Source organism: Phyllobacterium sp. (genome assembly GCF_037994405.1).
GTDB lineage: Bacteria > Pseudomonadota > Alphaproteobacteria > Rhizobiales > Rhizobiaceae > Phyllobacterium.
Genome location: NZ_JBBNAN010000194.1, coordinates 12,192 through 29,293, shown reverse-complemented (window position 1 = coordinate 29,293; position 17,102 = coordinate 12,192). Strand labels below are relative to the sequence as shown.

Annotated in this window: 19 protein-coding genes and 1 pseudogene; 8 read left to right on the top strand and 12 right to left on the bottom strand. The window is 55.4% G+C overall.

The window, feature by feature from the left end; translation table 11 throughout:
* From AAAC48_RS11080 to AAAC48_RS11060, 5 genes are all read left to right on the top strand, one after another.
* On the top strand, window positions 1-382 hold a 382-nt coding region (locus AAAC48_RS11080; protein WP_340654222.1), incomplete at its 5' end, for an ATP-binding cassette domain-containing protein.
* 186 nt (window positions 383-568) lie between these two features.
* Window positions 569-1,132 carry a ubiquinol-cytochrome c reductase iron-sulfur subunit gene (petA, locus tag AAAC48_RS11075; RefSeq protein WP_340654221.1) on the top strand — a complete coding sequence of 188 codons (564 nt, stop codon included), beginning with the start codon at window positions 569-571 and terminating at the stop codon, window positions 1,130-1,132.
* Between the two features lie 21 nt (window positions 1,133-1,153).
* Window positions 1,154-2,452, top strand: a complete 1,299-nt coding sequence (locus AAAC48_RS11070) for a cytochrome b N-terminal domain-containing protein (RefSeq protein WP_340654220.1) — start codon at window positions 1,154-1,156, stop codon at window positions 2,450-2,452.
* A 20-nt stretch (window positions 2,453-2,472) separates the two neighbouring features.
* On the top strand, window positions 2,473-3,336 hold the full coding sequence (locus AAAC48_RS11065; protein ID WP_340654219.1) for a cytochrome c1: 864 nt from the start codon (window positions 2,473-2,475) through the stop codon (window positions 3,334-3,336).
* Window positions 3,337-3,462: 126 nt separating this feature from the next.
* On the top strand, window positions 3,463-4,008 hold the full coding sequence (locus AAAC48_RS11060) for an adenine phosphoribosyltransferase (RefSeq protein WP_340654218.1): 546 nt from the start codon (window positions 3,463-3,465) through the stop codon (window positions 4,006-4,008).
* A 4-nt stretch (window positions 4,009-4,012) separates the two neighbouring features.
* Here AAAC48_RS11060 and AAAC48_RS11055 read toward each other — a convergent pair whose 3' ends face one another.
* From AAAC48_RS11055 to lgt, 11 genes are all read right to left on the bottom strand, one after another.
* Window positions 4,013-4,486, bottom strand: a complete 474-nt coding sequence (locus AAAC48_RS11055) for a MaoC family dehydratase (protein ID WP_340654217.1) — start codon at window positions 4,484-4,486, stop codon at window positions 4,013-4,015.
* Complete coding sequence (locus AAAC48_RS11050) at window positions 4,483-4,953, bottom strand: MaoC family dehydratase (protein ID WP_340654216.1); 471 nt, start codon at window positions 4,951-4,953, stop codon at window positions 4,483-4,485. The genes AAAC48_RS11055 and AAAC48_RS11050 overlap by 4 nt, the downstream gene beginning before the upstream one ends.
* Before the next feature lie 13 nt (window positions 4,954-4,966).
* Window positions 4,967-6,070, bottom strand: a complete 1,104-nt coding sequence (gene ychF, locus AAAC48_RS11045; RefSeq protein ID WP_340654215.1) for a redox-regulated ATPase YchF — start codon at window positions 6,068-6,070, stop codon at window positions 4,967-4,969.
* A 12-nt stretch (window positions 6,071-6,082) separates the two neighbouring features.
* Window positions 6,083-6,808, bottom strand: a complete 726-nt coding sequence (gene pth, locus AAAC48_RS11040; RefSeq protein WP_340654214.1) for an aminoacyl-tRNA hydrolase — start codon at window positions 6,806-6,808, stop codon at window positions 6,083-6,085.
* 28 nt (window positions 6,809-6,836) lie between these two features.
* Window positions 6,837-7,469 (bottom strand): 50S ribosomal protein L25/general stress protein Ctc, encoded by a 633-nt coding sequence (locus AAAC48_RS11035; protein ID WP_340654213.1) that lies wholly within the window; start codon window positions 7,467-7,469, stop codon window positions 6,837-6,839.
* A 217-nt stretch (window positions 7,470-7,686) separates the two neighbouring features.
* Entirely contained in the window at window positions 7,687-8,619 is a 933-nt protein-coding gene (locus AAAC48_RS11030; protein ID WP_340654212.1) for a ribose-phosphate pyrophosphokinase, read from the bottom strand.
* A 145-nt stretch (window positions 8,620-8,764) separates the two neighbouring features.
* Entirely contained in the window at window positions 8,765-9,433 is a 669-nt protein-coding gene (locus AAAC48_RS11025; RefSeq protein ID WP_340654211.1) for a hypothetical protein, read from the bottom strand.
* Between the two features lie 61 nt (window positions 9,434-9,494).
* Entirely contained in the window at window positions 9,495-10,646 is a 1,152-nt protein-coding gene (locus AAAC48_RS11020; RefSeq protein WP_340654210.1) for a Xaa-Pro peptidase family protein, read from the bottom strand.
* 4 nt (window positions 10,647-10,650) lie between these two features.
* Entirely contained in the window at window positions 10,651-11,442 is a 792-nt protein-coding gene (pgeF, locus tag AAAC48_RS11015; protein ID WP_340654208.1) for a peptidoglycan editing factor PgeF, read from the bottom strand.
* Window positions 11,443-11,506: 64 nt separating this feature from the next.
* Entirely contained in the window at window positions 11,507-12,589 is a 1,083-nt protein-coding gene (locus tag AAAC48_RS11010; RefSeq protein WP_340654207.1) for a class I SAM-dependent methyltransferase, read from the bottom strand.
* Entirely contained in the window at window positions 12,586-13,437 is an 852-nt protein-coding gene (lgt, locus tag AAAC48_RS11005; RefSeq protein ID WP_340654206.1) for a prolipoprotein diacylglyceryl transferase, read from the bottom strand. The genes AAAC48_RS11010 and lgt overlap by 4 nt, the downstream gene beginning before the upstream one ends.
* A 264-nt stretch (window positions 13,438-13,701) precedes the next feature.
* On the opposite strand from lgt, the pseudogene AAAC48_RS11000 reads away from it, so the two are divergent.
* The 3 genes and pseudogenes from AAAC48_RS11000 to AAAC48_RS10990 form a co-directional block, all read left to right on the top strand.
* Window positions 13,702-13,938: pseudogene (locus AAAC48_RS11000) on the top strand (accessory factor UbiK family protein); the annotation flags it as partial.
* Window positions 13,939-14,500: 562 nt separating this feature from the next.
* The gene (locus AAAC48_RS10995) at window positions 14,501-15,001 is read left to right on the top strand and encodes a YbjN domain-containing protein (RefSeq protein ID WP_112530758.1); all 501 of its coding nucleotides are present in this window, start codon (window positions 14,501-14,503) and stop codon (window positions 14,999-15,001) included.
* Window positions 15,002-15,039: 38 nt separating this feature from the next.
* Entirely contained in the window at window positions 15,040-15,387 is a 348-nt protein-coding gene (locus AAAC48_RS10990) for a tRNA-binding protein (protein ID WP_340654224.1), read from the top strand.
* 99 nt (window positions 15,388-15,486) lie between these two features.
* Here the strand turns inward: AAAC48_RS10990 and AAAC48_RS10985 are convergent, their stop codons facing one another.
* On the bottom strand, window positions 15,487-17,058 hold the full coding sequence (locus tag AAAC48_RS10985) for a GMC family oxidoreductase (protein ID WP_340654205.1): 1,572 nt from the start codon (window positions 17,056-17,058) through the stop codon (window positions 15,487-15,489).
* Window positions 17,059-17,102 lie beyond the last annotated feature (44 nt).

Here is a 17,102-nt window from a genome sequence, read left to right as displayed (position 1 = left end):
GACAGATCCAAAGGGGCGGCGTGGTTTTGATGCGCATGTCGGCGAACGCGGCGTCAAGCTTTCTGGTGGCCAGCGCCAACGTATCGCGATTGCCCGCGTGATGTTGAAGGATGCGCCGATCCTGATTTTGGACGAGGCGACGTCAGCGCTCGACTCTGAGGTGGAAGGCGTTATTCAGGATAGTCTTTATCGTCTGATGCATGGCAAGACAGTGATCGCCATCGCGCATCGGCTATCCACAATCGCGGCACTTGAGCGGCTTGTGGTAATGGATGAAGGCAGGATCGTTGAAAGCGGAACACATGAAGAGCTTATTGCTGCCAACGGTATTTATGCAGGCCTTTGGGCAAGGCAATCCGGTGGATTCATAGCGCACGAGTGACGCAGAGCTTATCCCTGCGACATCCTGCCCTTGTGACGCTGTCAGGCTGGACAAGCTCAAGCGACATGCTTAGAAACCACGCAATATGCTGGGGATTCCGCGGGGCTCATTTCTTGGGCCTGTCTTCTATTATGCTGACATAGTGGATTCTCCCGCTGCGTTGTTATTCGGAAAGGAACAGGCCCCGTGAGCGCACACGATACGACCGAGCCGACACGGCGTGACTTCCTCTATATTGCGACAGGTATGGCCGGTGTGGTCGGTGCGGGGGCCTTTGCGTGGCCCTTCATCGATCAGATGAGACCGGACGCATCCACGCTGGCAGTCTCGTCTATCGAAGTTGATGTTTCCGCTGTTCAGCCGGGCATGTCCCTGACGGTCAAATGGCGCGGCAAGCCCGTCTTCATTCGCAATCGCACGCCGAAGGAAGTCGAAGACGCCAAGAATGTCGAACTGAGCCAGCTGAAGGATCCGATTGCGCGCAACGCCAATCTGCCCAGCGACGCCCAGGCAACCGATACCGACCGTGCGGCCGCCAAGGACAAGGAAAACTGGCTGGTGATGATCGGCGTTTGCACCCATCTTGGCTGCATTCCGCTTGGCCAGCAGGGCGATTTCGGCGGTTGGTTCTGCCCGTGCCATGGTTCGCAATATGACACGGCCGGACGCATTCGCTCGGGCCCGGCGCCGGAAAATCTTCCAGTCCCGCCACTTTCATTCATTTCCGACACCGTCATCAAGATCGGCTAAGGTTTCACGGGGAGACACGACATGAGCGGTGGACATTCATCCTATACGCCGAACAGCGGTATCGAAAAGTGGATTGACGCGCGACTCCCGTTGCCGCGTCTGGTCTACGATTCCTTCGTAGCCTATCCGGTTCCGCGTAATCTCAACTATGCCTATGCCTTCGGTGGTATCCTGGCAATCATGCTGGTCGCGCAGATCCTGACTGGTGTGGTACTGGCCATGCATTATGCGGCCGATACCGGTCTTGCTTTCAACTCCGTTGAAAAGATCATGCGTGACGTGAATTCGGGCTGGCTGTTGCGCTATCTGCACTCCAACGGCGCATCGATGTTCTTCCTCGCGGTCTATGTGCATATTTTCCGTGGTCTCTACTACGGCTCCTATAAGGCACCACGCGAACTTCTCTGGATTCTCGGTGTCATCATTCTTCTTTTGATGATGGCGACCGCCTTCATGGGCTACGTTCTGCCCTGGGGTCAGATGTCCTTCTGGGGTGCGACCGTTATCACCGGCTTCTTTACCGCGTTCCCGATCATCGGTGACCCGATTCAGCAGCTTCTCCTCGGTGGTTTTGCCGTTGACAATCCAACGCTCAACCGCTTCTTCTCGCTGCACTACTTGTTGCCGTTCATGATTGCCGGTGTTGTTATCCTGCACGTGTGGGCATTGCATGTTACCGGCCAGACGAACCCGACGGGCATCGAAGTAAAGTCGAAGACCGATACAGTGGCCTTCACCCCTTACGCCACGGTCAAGGACGCGTTCGGTTTGGTGTTGTTCCTCATCCTTTTTGCCTATTTCGTCTTCTATCTGCCGAACTTCATGGGCCATCCGGACAACTATATCCAGGCTGACTCGCTTAAGACACCTGCTCACATCGTCCCTGAATGGTACTTCCTGCCATTCTACGCGATGCTGCGCGCCATCACCTTCAACATCGGACCGATCAACTCGAAGCTCGGCGGCGTTCTGACCATGTTTGGTTCGATTGCAGTGCTGTTTATCGTTCCTTGGCTCGATACCTCCAAGGTACGTTCGGCGGTCTACCGTCCTTGGTACAAGCTGTTCTTCATCCTGTTCATCGCCAACGCGATCATGCTTGGCTGGTTGGGGTCGCGTCCGGCCGAAGGTCTCTATGTGATCTTTTCACAGCTCGGTACAGCTTATTACTTCGGCTTCTTCATCGTCCTCATGCCTCTCTTGGGATTGATTGAAACGCCGCGCCGAATGCCGAATTCCATTACGGAAGCGGTGCTTGCGAAAACCAAGAGCGGTGGCCAACCTGCCGGTATTGCTGCCTCTCCCGAAACCAAGGGCTGAGAATCGTGAAGGGCTCAAACATGAAAAAAATCCTCCTCGGTCTCGCAGCTGCCGGTCTTGGAACAATGCTGGCTTTCGGTGGTGCCCATGCCGCCGAAGAGGCTCACAATGCGGCTGAACCGACGCATTTTCCGATCAAGAAGCCAGCTGAACTGGATTGGACCTTCGCAGGTCCATTCGGACACTACGACAAGCAGCAGCTGCAGCGCGGTCTGAAGATCTACAAGGAAGTGTGCTCGGCTTGCCATTCCATGAAGCTGGTAGCCTTCCGATCACTCGAAGAGCTAGGCTATACGGAAGCGCAGGTAAAGGCATTCGCTGCGGAGTATGAAGTGCAGGACGGTCCGAACGCTGAAGGTGAGATGTTCACCCGCAAGGCCCTGCCGTCGGACTACTTCCCGTCGCCATTCCCCAATGCACAGGCAGCCGCAGCAGCCAACAACGGTGCAGCCCCTCCGGATTTCTCTTTGATTGCCAAGGCACGCTCTGTCGAGCGCGGGTTCCCGCGGTTCGTGTTCGATATTGCTACCCAGTATCAGGAAGGTGGTCCGGACTATATCCATGCGCTGCTTACCGGTTTCAATGAGACACCGCCGGAAGGCATGAAAATTCCGGAAGGCACGCATTACAATCCATACTTCATTTCCGCCAAGTCTCTTGCCATGGCTCCGCCTTTGCAGGACGGTCAGGTGACCTATGATGATGGTTCGCCGCAGACACTGGCTCAATACTCGCAGGATATCTCCGCATTCCTGATGTGGGCTGCTGAACCGCACTTGGAAGACCGCAAGAAGACCGGTTTCCGTGTCATGATGTTCCTCGTTCTCTTCGCTGGTCTGGTCTATATCGCCAAGCGCCGTATCTGGGCTGACGTGGAGCATTGAGATTCGGAAGAAAATTGAAGTTGAAAGGGGCGCGCTGCGCCCTTTTCTTTTGCCGTGCAGGACCGCTAGATTAAGGCAGGACCGCTAGATTAAGAATGCCCGCAAGTAGCATCAAGGAGTGATGAGATGGATTCCACCCTGAAGCAGACGCTGGTCGATGCCATTCGCAACATTCCCAATTATCCCAAACCCGGCGTGATGTTTCGCGATATCACTACGCTGCTTGGCAATGCCTGGGCTTTTCGCCGTGCAGTGGACGAGCTCGTGCATCCCTATGCTGGTGGCAAGGTCGACAAGGTCGCCGGCATCGAGGCGCGAGGCTTCATCATTGGTGGCGCTATGGCACATCAGCTTTCGTCCGGCTTTGTCCCGATCCGCAAAAAGGGAAAGCTGCCGCACGACACCGTTCGCATTGCCTACAGTCTTGAATATGGCGTGGACGAGATGGAGATGCACCGGGATGCGATTGTGCCTGGCGACAAGGTCATTCTGGTCGACGATCTGATTGCAACGGGTGGCACGGCAGAAGGTGCCGTAAAGCTCTTGCAGCAGATGGGCGCTGACATCGTCAGCGCCTGCTTCATCATCGATCTACCGGAGCTGGGAGGGCGCCAGAAGCTGGAAGCGCTTGGCGTCAACGTTCGTGCGCTGATTGCCTTTGAGGGGCACTGAGCACTTATTCGGGCAGGGCAATCAGTGCGGCGCTGTCGAATTCCAGAACCTTGTCGCCGTTCTGCTTATAGGCGGCAGAGGACATCTGCATCATGGACCAACCAGGGCGTGACTGAAGCGCACGAACGCCATTCAATGTTCGCGTAAAACGGATCGTGTCGCCGGCGTAGACCGGTTTCAGCCATTTGAGATTTTCGAATCCGGGCGAGGGCCCGAATTGCGGCGGTTGTTCGCCGCGCTGCATTGCAGCTTGAACCTGCGACTTCATATCTTCGACATTCAACCGCATCCAGATCGCCGTGGTGTGCCAACCTGATGCGCAAAGTGCGCCGAAATTGCTCTTTCGTGCCGCCTCAGGGTCGACGTGAAAGCGCTGAGGATCGTATTTCGTGGCGAAGGCAATAATTTCTTCGGCCGAGAATGTGTGGATGCCGAGATCCCGTTCGACGCCGATAAACTGTTCGATATGACGCCTCATGATGTGACAGGCTCCCGCAAGGAGAACATCGCAGTGTGCTCCAGCTCGCAGACGAGTGTGGCGTTCTGATTAAAGACCGCATGACGCATTTTTACGAACCCCAACGAGGGCTTGGATTTCGATATGCGTTGGTCGAGGATCGTCGTCCTGCCTGTCAGTGTATCGCCTGCGAGTACCGGATGCTTCCATTTGACATAATCGATCCCGGGTGCACCCTGCGAGGTGGAATCCAAAAGATAGGCATCGCAGAGCATACGCATGAACATCGAGACAGTATGCCAACCGGAGGCAGCGAGGCCCCCCAGGATGCTTGCCTTGCCTGCGGCCTCATCGAGATGGAATGGCTGCGGATCGAACTGACTGGCGAAATCGATGATCTCATCTGCAGTCACGACCTTGGATCCCAGCGACCACTCGCTGCCGACCGTGAAGTCTTCATAGGCGTACCGGGGGAAATATCCGTTCATGTTCTGATAGCGCTTACGTGTTGAACCTGAACAACATGATGTCGCCGTCCTGCACGACATATTCCTTGCCTTCGTCGCGAGCCTTGCCTGCCTCCTTGGCCGCTACTTCACCACCGAGGTTGACATAATCATTGTAGGCGATCGTCTGCGCGCGAATGAAGCCACGCTCGAAGTCGGTATGGATGACTCCAGCGGCCTGTGGCGCCTTGGAACCGCGCTCGACCGTCCAGGCGCGAGCTTCTTTCGGGCCTACGGTAAAATAGGTGATGAGGTGGAGCAGCCTATATCCGGCGCGGATCAACCGGTCGAGGCCCGCCTCATCCAGGCTCATGGCTTCCAGATATTCCTTGGCTTCCTCGTCGGGCAGCTGTGCCACTTCTGCCTCGATGGCAGCGGAGATAGTGACGGTTTCAGCGCCCTGGTTCGTCGCCATTTCTTCAACTTCCTCGGTATATTCATTGCCGGTTGCTGCGTCGCTTTCGGCAACATTGCAGACATAGAGAACCGGTTTGGATGTCAATAGGTTAAGGCCTTGCAGGATCAAGAGCTCTTCAGCGGCAATACCATTCAGCATGAAACGAACGGGCTTGCCGTCCTGCAGGAGGGCAAGCGCCTCTTCCATAACGGGCAACACTGTAAGTGCTTCCTTGTCCTTGCTGCTGGCACGCTTGCGGAACTGAACGATGCGGCGCTCTAGGCTTTCGAGATCCGACAGCATCAGTTCGGTTTCGACTGTCTCGGCATCTGAGACAGGATCGATACGATTTTCAACATGAGTGATATCGTCGTCCTCGAAGCAGCGCAACACATGTACTATTGCATCGACTTCGCGAATGTTGGCAAGAAACTGGTTGCCGAGGCCTTCGCCCTTCGAGGCGCCGCGCACGAGCCCGGCGATATCGACAAAACTGATGCGGGTAGGAACGATATTTGCGGATTTGCCGATCTTGGCAATGGCCTGCAAGCGCGGATCGGGGACCGCGACTTCGCCGGTATTCGGTTCAATCGTGCAGAATGGATAGTTCGCAGCCTGGGCAGCAGCCGTTTTGGTCAGCGCGTTGAAGAGCGTCGATTTACCAACATTTGGCAAGCCAACGATGCCGCATTTGAAACCCATAATGTGCGATCCTTATTCTTTTTTGCCGAAGAGCTTGTTCAGCATGTCGGCCATGGGGCCGGATTTTGGAATGTTAACGGCAGGCTTTTGGTTCCGCGCCTGCCGGATATGGCTTTGACCAGCCGGCTTTGCAACAGGCTTTTCCGTCGCGCCGCTCGCTGTCTTGGTGCCGTTACCAAGAGCCAGCGACACGCGATTCATAAAACCGGCATCGTCCTTCTTAACGAGGAGCCCGGCATTGACAGCAATCGCCTCGAGCAACGGCTCCAGCCACTCACTGTCTGCTTTGGTAAAATTACCGAGGACATGGTTGGAAACCATTTCCTTAACGCCGGGATGGCCGATGCCGAGGCGGACACGGCGATAGTCCTTGCCGCAATGGGCATCGATGGACTTGATGCCGTTATGACCTCCAGAGCCACCACCCGTCTTCACTCGAACTTTGCGACACGGCAGATCCAATTCGTCATAGATTACGACAAGGTCGCCAAGAGCCAGTTTGTAGAAGCGCATCGCTTCACCAACGGCCTGACCGGACAGGTTCATGAAAGTCTGAGGTTTGATCAGGATGGTCTTTTCACCGTCGATGATACCATCGGCGACGAGCGCCTGAAACTTCTTGGTCCAAGGCGAGAAATTATGGCGGCGGTGTATTTCATCCGCCGCCATGAAACCGATATTGTGGCGGTTTGCAGCATATTGGGAGCCCGGATTGCCAAGACCTGCGATAAGCAGCACGCGCCTAGCTCCCAATAACCAGAGACGATTACTCGCCTTCTTTTTCTGCCGTTTCAATGGTCTCGGCTGCAGCTTCAGTGACTACTTCTACTTCAGCAGCGTGACCAACAATGGTAGCGATGGTGAAATCGCGATCCTGAATGACTGGCGTAACGCCCTTCGGCAAGGTCACGGCAGAAATGTGGATGGAGTCACCGATTTGCAAGCCGGTCAGATCGATGTCGATCGCGTCCGGAATGGCGTTTGCAGGAGCATGAAGCTCGACATCGTGACGAACGATATTGAGAACGCCGCCGCGCTTGATGCCCGGTGCTGCATCTTCATTGTGGAAGTGAATCGGCACATGCACGTTGACGACCGACTTGGCCGATACGCGCAGGAAGTCGACGTGCACTGGCTTATCGCTGACCGGATCAAGCTGGAAGTCCTTTGGAAGGACCTGAATCGACTTGCCGTCCAGAAGGATGTTAGCGATCGTCGTCTTGAAACCGCCGCCGTGAATCTTGTAGTACAGCGTCTTGTAATCGAGGGTAATCGAGATTGGCGCCTGCTTGTCACCATAGATGACTGCTGGCACTTTACCGTTGCGGCGAATTTCCCGGGCGGACCCCTTACCGACCCGTTCGCGCGCCTCGGCCTTGAGCTCGTATGCTTCGCTCATGGCATTTCCTTTCGAGGTTCAAATCTGGAGTGTTTTTTGAGGCCGATGAGCGGCAATCCAAAAAACATGAAGCGGCCAACAAGACCGCCACATTCCGCGTTGCCTCCAAGGGTGTCTACGCGGATGGCGGCTCTATAACGGAAAGATGGCTGTTGTGCAAGTTGGTTGCTCGACCGGCTGCCAGCAAACCACAGTCCGCACTATTGTTGCAGATGATCTAGTCGAACAGGCTGGAAACGGACTCTTCCGATGCAGTGCGTGAAACCGCTTCGCCGATCAGATCGGAAATCGACAGCACGCGGATGTTGTGCGCGGCCTCGATGGCAGGCGTCGGCTGAATGGAGTCGGTGATGACCAGTTCCTTGAGTTTGGAACCGGTGATACGCGCAACGGCGCCGCCGGAGAGAACGCCATGCGTGATATAGGCAGTTACGCTGGTGGCACCTTTTGCCAGAAGCGCCTCCGCAGCATTGCACAGCGTGCCGCCGGAATCGACAATGTCGTCGAACAGCAAGCAGTCCTTGCCGCGAACGTCACCGATGACATTCATGACTTCCGACTCGCCCGGACGATCGCGGCGTTTGTCAACTATGGCAAGTTGAGCATCGATGCGTTTTGCCAGCGAGCGGGCGCGAACCACGCCACCAACGTCTGGCGAAACAACCATGACATTCGACGTGCCATAATGGGCGCGGACGTCGCGAGCGATAACTGGAACGGCATAGAGATTGTCGGTCGGGATATCGAAGAATCCCTGGATCTGGCCCGCGTGCAGATCGAGCGTCAGGACGCGGTTCGCTCCGGCTTCGGTGATCAGATTGGCGACGAGCTTGGCGGAAATTGGCGTGCGGGGACCAGGTTTGCGATCCTGGCGGGCATAACCGAAATAGGGGAGAACAGCAGTGATGCGCTTGGCCGAAGATCTGCGGAATGCGTCGATCATGATGAGCAATTCCATCAGATGATCATTCGCGGGAAACGACGTCGATTGCATCACGAAAACGTCTTCGCCGCGGACATTCTCCTGAATCTCGACAAAGATCTCCTGGTCAGCGAAACGCCGAACGCTGGCTTTTCCAAGTGGAATGTTGAGATATTTGGCGACAGATTCGGCGAGAACACGATTGGAATTGCCCGCGAAGAGTTTCATGCCGTATTTTCCTCACGTCTTTTTCAGAGCGTCTGCCGAGTAAAGGATATGGCGGGCCTTTTACTGCGCTTGACGCACATTGCAAGCGGCCAAGCAAGATTCATGCACAATTCACCGGAAATATCGCGCAAAACGCGTAAATTTGTCACGTCTTGGCGCCTGATACCCATGCCAGATAGCCTTGGATTGCCTTGTCGGCGATCCCTTCCATAGTTTTGGGCGGGACTGTGCTCCATGGATCAGCACCGCCGCCGGGGACTTTTTCCTGGCCCTGAATGCGGTGGAGACGTGTACCTGCGGGATCGAGCACATCCCACACATAGATTATGGTTGTCTGATTGCCGTCGGGAAGGGCAGAGAAGTAGCCCTTCATGATATGGGTATTGTCCGTATCAGCTGCTGTGCCGAGCGTAATGCCCTTTTCCTTGGCGAGCGCAGACAATCTCTGTGATAGCGGCGTGGCTGCTGCAATCGGCGCACCGACGATAGGTGCAAATCGCAATTTTGCCGTGCGCGGTGAACCGGGTGCTGTTGGTGTGCCAGCTTGGGTCGACCCGGATGCGGTAACTGTACCAGCACCAGGCGCTGTCGCAGGCCTTCCCGGCGTCGCAACTCCTTGCGCGGCCGTTGTGGCTGGTGTCCCAGGTGAAGCGGTTGTACCCGGAGTTGCTGGCGTTCCTGGCGCTGGCGTTGTCTGGTTGTTCTGCAGATCAGATTTGGTGACGCCGATCGGGGATTCCGAACTGTTGCACGCGGTAAGTGCAAGCGCTGTCAGAACTGCGACCGCACATGTCAGTGAGTTACGCGACGTCATATTCAGTCAAACCCCGTCATGAGCTGTTAGTCCGCTTAATAAACAGAAGCAGACAGAAGTTTTATTTTACGATCAAGTCAAGAGGTTGGCGGGAAAGTGGCTCCGCATCGCCATTCGTTGTGAGATAGGTACGGCCAAGGGTCATGGCCGTATTGCTGTCTGAATCCATAATAATCATGTGAGCAAAAAGTGTCATATCGGGCTGAATCCGTTCTGGATTGCCGGAATAAAACATCGGCATGTCCATCCAGGATGGTGTAAACCGTGCGCCGACTGAATAGCCGCAAGCGTTGAGGCGGTGGCGTGTCAATTCGTGAGCTTCCATTACCTTGGCGTGCGCATCGAAGACATCGCCGAAAGTGGAAGCTGGTGTCATTGCAGCTTCCACTGCAAGTAGCGCCTCCAGGGCCGCATCATAAAGCTCCTGGTGGCGTTTTGATGCCTTGCCGGTCAGGACAGTGCGCATCATTGGTGCGTGATAATGGCGATAGACGCCGGCCCATTCCAGTGTCAGCTGGTCGTTCTTGGCCAATTTACGCCGGCCCGCCTTATACCGGCAGAGCAACGCATCTTCGCCGGAGCCGATGATAAACTCATTGGCCGGATAGTCGCCGCCACCGGCAAAGATTGCTGATTGCATGGCAGCAAGGATCACGCCTTCATCAGCGCCGGCCTTGGTCAATTTCAGGGCGGCGTCCAGCGCTTCGTCGCTGAGCTCCGCTGCCTTGCGGCTATAAACGATTTCTGCGGGGCTTTTCAGGACGCGAAGTTTATCGATAATGCCCGAAATATCGACGAGCTGCCCGAATGCAGTGAGCTGCTCATCCAGTTTCCGGCCGTTGGCGGCTGTCAGCCCGTGAGTCTGATATTCGATGCCGATGCGGCGGCCGAGCAAGTCGAGATCATTGAGAATTTCGCGCAGATCTGCGGCAGGGTTGGCATTGTCCCGGTCAGCCCATACGACAATATTCTCGATATTGGATGTCTGACGCGCCTGCCGCAGATCCGCGGAGCGGGTCATCAACACATTGCTGCCATCGGCTTTGACGACGAGGCACTGGAAGAAGCAGAAGCCAAACGTATCATAGCCTGTAAGCCAATACATGCTTTCCTGGGCAAAAAGCAGGACCGCATCCAGCTTCTGCTCTGCCATCACCATCATCAGGCGGTCACGGCGCGCAGCAAATTCTTCCGGTTCGAAATGAAGGGCCATGCTTTTACTCCGTGATAGTGATCGCCGAAATCTGGCGACCGTAGTCTGGTTCCTTGCGATGGGTCGTTCGCCTGTAGGAGAAGAACTGGTCCTCATCCGCATAGGTGCATGCTTGAAGCGACGAGGTATTCACACCGGCGTCAATGAGGCGAGTGGTGATAAAGGCCCACAGATCAAACATTTTATGGCCGTCCTTGATCGAGTCGCGGAAGAAACCCTTGTATGACGGATCCATTCCAACAAACTGATCGTAAAATTCACTACCGACTTCGTAGTTGTCTGGGCCGATCGTTGGGCCAAGAACGGCATGAATGCGATCACGCCGTGCGCCAAGAACTATCATTGCCTCAACCGTGTTCTCAAGAACTCCGGCAATCGCACCACGCCATCCGGCGTGGGCAGCACCAACGACCCTCGCCTCCTTGTCGGCAAACAAAATCGGGCCGCAATCGGCTGACAGCGCGCCAATGACGATACCAGGCGTTGCAGTTACCATCGCATCGGCATCTGGCCTGTCGCCGACGAACGGAGCCGTTACAGTGACCACGTCGGGAGAGTGGACCTGGTGAACGGTCACGAGGTGCGACAGGGGCGCGCCGAGGGATTCAGCAACGCGTCGGCGGTTTTCCCTGACATGATCCTGATTGTCATTTGAACCACTGCCGACGTTCAATCCGCGGTAGATACCGTCTGATACACCACCTTTGCGGGTGAAAAAACCGTGAGCGATTCGATCTATTTGGGGGGATCCCAGCGAGGAAGAACGCAAAGGGGCTGGTTTGTCGGATGTGATCATGCCGGATGCCTTTCAAGGCTGCGGATGGTGGTTGAGCAATCGATTGAAGTCAATCGCCTGAATTTCATTTCGCTTCGAATGGATAGATGTGCGTAGCAGGATCCGTCACGCAAAGCACTTTGAACAGTGTTCCCATCTGATCAGGGCCGGCGAGACGCTCCACATCTGCGCTGATCTGATCCTGAAAGTTGGCCGATTTGCCTTGGCCTAATGCTCCGGCGCGATCCAGCAAGCCCATTGCGATCAGAAACTCGCCCTGGGTCATGGCGCTCGTCTTGCAGCCCTCTGCGCGCGCTGGCTGCGCCAAGCTGTAAAAATCTACATGGGTGGTCAAATCGGCTGCGCCGGGAATGTGCAGTACATCGACCGATGAATGTCGGCTCAACGCTTGAAGTGTATCGCCGAAACCCGGTTGCAAATGCCCATAGTCAAACAGGAGTGCCGCACCCCGCTCGCGGTGAATCCGTTCAGCAATCTCCTGCATCAAGGCGCTGCGGGCAGGGGCAATTTCGAAAACGCTGCCTTCAGGCGCAATATCACAGGCTGGTGGAAGCAAAGCCTGATCGATGACCCCGGAACCGGCAGCAAAGACAAGATTTTTCCCGGTATTGAGTGCAAGCATGCGTTCGACGAAGCGCCCCTTCGTCTTGACGTATTGTCGTGAAGGAATGGCGTCGAAAAGCTCGTTGGCAACAAGAATAAGCGGCGCGGATTCAATGTCGCTCAGCCGCTTGTTCCATTGGATCACGCTTTTATAGTCGCCGAGCGTCGATTGCTGGATTTGCGTCAACCGCTGGCTGATTTCCACCAAGCGGATCTTTGCGGCAGCAAAGAAATCCGGTGCGATTTTTTGCGCTGCACGGATCAGGTCCTTCATCAATGTGCCGCGTCCAGGGCCCATTTCACAAAGGACGAATTCACTGGGGCAGCCGAGGGCCTGCCAGGCGCTGACGCACCACACGCCAACGAGTTCGCCAAACATCTGACTGACTTCGGGTGCTGTAATGAAATCGCCGTCTTTGCCAAAGGGTTCGCGCGTCGTGTAGTAACCGGCATCGCGGTCGAAGAGGCACATTGCCATATAATCTGCCACGCTGATCGGTCCGGTGGCTTCTATCTGGCGAATTATGCGTTGCTTCAGGTTCATCGTCCGGTGGCAACTTCGGGGTTACGGGCTGACACTATGAAGGCAAGACCGACCAGCACCATGGGAATGGAAAGAACCATCCCCATTGTGAGCCAGCCGCCATAGAGATAGCCGAGTTGCGCGTCCGGTTCGCGAAAAAACTCCACGAAAATGCGCGAGAGGCCATAGAGCGTGATAAAGGCGCCGCTGATGAAGCGAGGGCTTTTTAGCTTGCGGCCATAGAAGATCAGCATCGCCAGCGTTGTGAAAAGAACGATGCCTTCAAGTGCCGCCTCGTAAAGCTGGCTTGGATGGCGCACGAAGGAGCCGCCCGTTGGAAAGATCATCCCCCACGGCACATCGGTTGGCCGCCCCCAGAGCTCGCTGTTGATGAAATTGGCCACCCGGACGAGACCGAGGCCGACCGGCACGCCGGCTGCGATGGTATCGAACATGCTGTAGACATTGATCCGGCGTGACCGGGCAAAGAGAATCATCGCCAAAATGGTACCGAGCAAACCTCCATGAAATGACATACCGCCTTCCCAAACCTTGAATATATCAAGTGGGTGCGCGAGATACCTTGAAAAATCATAGAACAATATGTAGCCGATGCGCCCCCCGAGCACGACGCCGAGCGCTGCCCACAGAACGAAATCATCCAGATCTGTGGGCTTCATCGGTGGGGTATTATTCGGCCAGAGTCGAGGTTTGCTGATCAGCCGCTTGCCATACCACCAAGCAAAAAGAATGCCGACGACGTAACCCAGACCATACCAGTGGACCGACAATGGGCCGATGGAGAAAATTACGGGATCAATATCCGGGAATGCAATCGCGGCAAATGTCGGGAGAAGAATTTCGCTCACAAAAGCACTCCAGTGGTGATTGGTCATCGGCGGGACCATGCGCGAGGGCATGGAGAGCGTCAAGTTGCCTCTGCGGTAACATTTGCGCGTGGGCGATCCAATGCCCAACTTGCTTGCAATCACGCCGGGCGGCGATTATTTGATTGGGAAACCAGCGCATAACGAAACCGAGATCGATTTCGGAAGAAAAATGCGCCAATTCAAGATGCTACTGCGTCCTTTGTGCTCCAAAGGGCGCACGGCGCAGTAGAGGAGGTATCCGCGATGACGAATGGATCAAACCGCGTTCTCGATGAACTGGCGAAGCTTGTGACCGACGCTGCAGGCGCAGCGCAGGGCGTGCGTCGTGAAGTCGAAACAGCGTTCCGCGGCCAGGCCGAACGATTGCTCAACACGATGGATGTAGTGCAGCGCGAAGATTTTGAGGCTGTGCGCGAAATGGCAATTCGTGCGAGGGCAGAGAATACGGCACTTCTGGCGCGGATCGAAGCGCTGGAAGCTCTTGTCGGTAACAAGGATCAGGCTGCCAAGCCCGCAAAACCAGGGCCAGCAACCGGTCGCACGAAGAAAGACTGATCTCAAGAACGGTCTGACTGATCTAAACGTACCAGCGGCACGCCGCTGGTACGTTTTTTGTATTTTCGCAAGTTTCGATGCGGCGCAAATCTTCGCCTTGTTTCTTCCTTCCCGTTTTCGCCGCGATCCGGTTGCGATTTTCACTTTCCCCAAAATAAATCTTAAGAATTTATCAACAGGTGGAAATCGCCGAAAACCGTTTTCTTAGAGTCAGTTAAAGGCAGGTCGTGAATCTTTTTCAGAGCGTCTGTCCACATCCATTCGCGCCATTCGACCAAATGGGGGCTGGCGCTCGGACTCAGCATCAATACACTGAAATTACAGCATGATTCGTTTCAGCGATCATGCTGGCGGTTAATCTGGTTCTTAACCGCGAACCGGCGGGTGCGTTCTGCCTGCCCGGTGAGTTTTCAAGCGTTTGGTGTCTTTCGGGTGGGTGCTGTGCTCCCGCAGCGTCATATGAGATTCGATTTAGCAGGTAGTGGCGATGAGCCTTCTGGAAATAGAAATTGCGCGCGATTTGCATCCGGTTGATGTGATCGAACATGTAGCCCACGCCAACGAATGGGCATTCGAGCGCACCGGGGAAGATGAAATTGCCATCACTGTTGAAGGGAGCTGGACCGACTACCAGATCTCCTTCTCCTGGATGGAGGATTTCGAGGCGCTGCATCTGGCTTGCGCTTTTGACATTGCGATTAGCGAACCGCGCGTCAATGAGGTGATGCGTCTGCTCTCGTTGATCAACGAACAGCTTTTGATGGGCCATTTTGATCTCTGGCGGCAGGAAGGGGCGGTGATGTATCGCCAGTCACTACTGCTTTCGGGTGGAGCCGAGCCGACTAGCAAACAAGTCGAGGTTTTGCTCTCAAGTGCCCTCGATGCCTGCGAGACCTATTTCCAGGCTTTCCAGTTTGTCGTCTGGTCCGGATCGACAGCACGGGAATCGCTCGACAGTATCCTGTTCGAGACTGTAGGTTCGGCCTAGATGGCGTCTGGCGCATCTCGAATAGTCTCTACGTCAGGATTTCAGGGAACATGACGATCAGTTTCGATGAATTCGAAAAAGTGGATATACGTGTCGGCACGATCGTCGAAGCCGAAACGTTTCCCGAGGCCCGCAAGCCTGCCTTCAAACTCAAAATTGATTTCGGACCCGAGATTGGGGTCAAGAAATCATCCGCACAGATCACCAAACACTATGATCTGGACGAGCTGAAAGGCCGGCAGGTTATGGCGGTGGTGAATTTCCCGCCACGTCAGATCGGGCCCTTCATGTCGGAAGTGCTGACCCTTGGATTTCCCGATGAAGAGGGGGCCGTCGTCCTCGCTGCCATCAGCAAACCGGTGCCGAACGGCGGTAAGCTGTTCTAATTTCAATCCGAAAAAGGCTACGCCATTGACGCAATTCCGGTTGGAAATTGTAGCAACGGCGTAGTTGGCTGTCAGCGCTTGGGAACTACCGATGGTGGTTCAGATCGTCTTTGCGGCCATCTCCCTTGCAATGTAATCGGCCTGCCGGATGGCGAGACTGACAATGGTGAGCGTTGGATTCTCTGCGCCACCCGTTGTGAACTGGCTGCCATCAGAAACAAACAGATTCTTGATGTCATGGCTCTGGCCGTGCTTGTTGACCACACCATCCCTCGGTTTCTCGCTCATGCGGTTCGTGCCCAGATTATGCGTTGAAGGATAGGGTGGCGTCGGGAAGGTGCGAGTGGCACCCACAGCGCGATAAAGTGCTTGACCCTGTTCGTATGCGTGATCGCGCATGGCGACGTCATTTGGATGATCGCTGAAGTTCACGTTGGCGATGGGCAGGCCGTATTTGTCCCTCTCATCCTTGTGCAGTGTGATTCGGTTGTCTTCCTGTGGCATGTCTTCACCGACGATCCAGAGACCTGCCATGTTTACGTATTGGTCAAGCGCGGAGGTAAAAGATCTGCCCCAGCCACCTGGATCAAGGAATGCCGCCATGAACGGCAGTCCAAGCGACAGAGTCTCCATTTCGTACCCGCCTACGAAGCCTCGAGAGGGGTCATGACGGGCTTCATCACGGATGATGCCAGCCATGGTCGTACCGCGATACATATGCACCGGCTTTTCGAAGGTCGCATAAACGGAACCAGTCGTATGGCGCATATAATTGCGCCCCACCTGGCCCGAAGAGTTGGCGAGCCCATCGGGGAACATGCTCGATTCCGAGTTGAGCAGCAGGCGAGGGCTCTCGATCGAGTTGCCGGCAACGGCGACAACGCGTGCCTTCTGTAGTTGCTGCTTGCCATCCTTGTCGACGTAGAGAACGCCAGTGACTTTGCCACTCTTGTCATGCTCGATCTTTTGAACCATCGAGTTGGGACGAACTTCTAGCTTGCCGGTTTTTTCGCCCTTTGGAATTTCTGTGTAGAGCGTTGACCATTTTGCGCCCCATTTACACCCCTGGAAGCAAAAGCCGGTCTGCTGGCATGACATGCGGTCATCGCGCTCAGCGGAATTGATCGCCATATTGCCCGTATGGCACTCCTTGTAGCCAAGCTTGTCTGCGCCCGCTTTGAGGACCTTGAAGTTGTTGTTACCCGGCAGACCGGCGATGCCGTTGGTGCGGGTAACGCCCATCTTGTCCTCGGCCTTGGCATAATACGGCTCCATCTCAGCCAACGTTATCGGCCAGTCGAGCAGGTTGGCACCCTTGACCTTGCCATAATGGGTCAGCGCCTGAAACTCATGCTCTTGAAACCGGAGCGACGCACCGGCCCAGTGGGTGGTCGATCCGCCAACCGACTTGACGATCCATGCGGGTAGATTGGGGAAATCCTTGGCGACCCGCCAATCGCCCGACGTGGTGCGTTTGTCGACCCAGGCAAGTTGACCGAAACTCTCCCATTCATTGTTGATGAAGTCCTCATATTCGTGGCGGGCGCCAGCTTCGAGAATGACGACGTCAATGCCCTTTTGGGCAAGCTCATTGCCGAGCGTTCCGCCGCCCGCGCCGGAGCCGATGATGACGACGACACCGTCGTCCTTTAGATCAAAAGGTGCAGCCATGGTTTCCTCCCATTAGCCAAAAGGTTCTTGATTGCGCGAACAGC

Bases quoted from the DNA above. Each gene is read 5' to 3' on its own strand.
- AAAC48_RS11070 (WP_340654220.1), top strand. From the start codon at position 1,154: ATGAGCGGTGGACATTCATCCTATACGCCGAACAGCGGTATCGAAAAG.
- AAAC48_RS11065 (WP_340654219.1), top strand. From the start codon at position 2,473: ATGAAAAAAATCCTCCTCGGTCTCGCAGCTGCCGGTCTTGGAACAATG.
- AAAC48_RS11060 (WP_340654218.1), top strand. From the start codon at position 3,463: ATGGATTCCACCCTGAAGCAGACGCTGGTCGATGCCATTCGCAACATT.
- AAAC48_RS11055 (WP_340654217.1), bottom strand. From the start codon at position 4,486: ATGAGGCGTCATATCGAACAGTTTATCGGCGTCGAACGGGATCTCGGC.
- AAAC48_RS11050 (WP_340654216.1), bottom strand. From the start codon at position 4,953: ATGAACGGATATTTCCCCCGGTACGCCTATGAAGACTTCACGGTCGGC.
- ychF (WP_340654215.1), bottom strand. From the start codon at position 6,070: ATGGGTTTCAAATGCGGCATCGTTGGCTTGCCAAATGTTGGTAAATCG.
- AAAC48_RS11035 (WP_340654213.1), bottom strand. From the start codon at position 7,469: ATGAGCGAAGCATACGAGCTCAAGGCCGAGGCGCGCGAACGGGTCGGT.
- AAAC48_RS11030 (WP_340654212.1), bottom strand. From the start codon at position 8,619: ATGAAACTCTTCGCGGGCAATTCCAATCGTGTTCTCGCCGAATCTGTC.
- AAAC48_RS11025 (WP_340654211.1), bottom strand. From the start codon at position 9,433: ATGACGTCGCGTAACTCACTGACATGTGCGGTCGCAGTTCTGACAGCG.
- AAAC48_RS11020 (WP_340654210.1), bottom strand. From the start codon at position 10,646: ATGGCCCTTCATTTCGAACCGGAAGAATTTGCTGCGCGCCGTGACCGC.
- pgeF (WP_340654208.1), bottom strand. From the start codon at position 11,442: ATGATCACATCCGACAAACCAGCCCCTTTGCGTTCTTCCTCGCTGGGA.
- AAAC48_RS11010 (WP_340654207.1), bottom strand. From the start codon at position 12,589: ATGAACCTGAAGCAACGCATAATTCGCCAGATAGAAGCCACCGGACCG.
- AAAC48_RS10995 (WP_112530758.1), top strand. From the start codon at position 14,501: ATGAGCCTTCTGGAAATAGAAATTGCGCGCGATTTGCATCCGGTTGAT.
- AAAC48_RS10985 (WP_340654205.1), bottom strand. From the start codon at position 17,058: ATGGCTGCACCTTTTGATCTAAAGGACGACGGTGTCGTCGTCATCATC.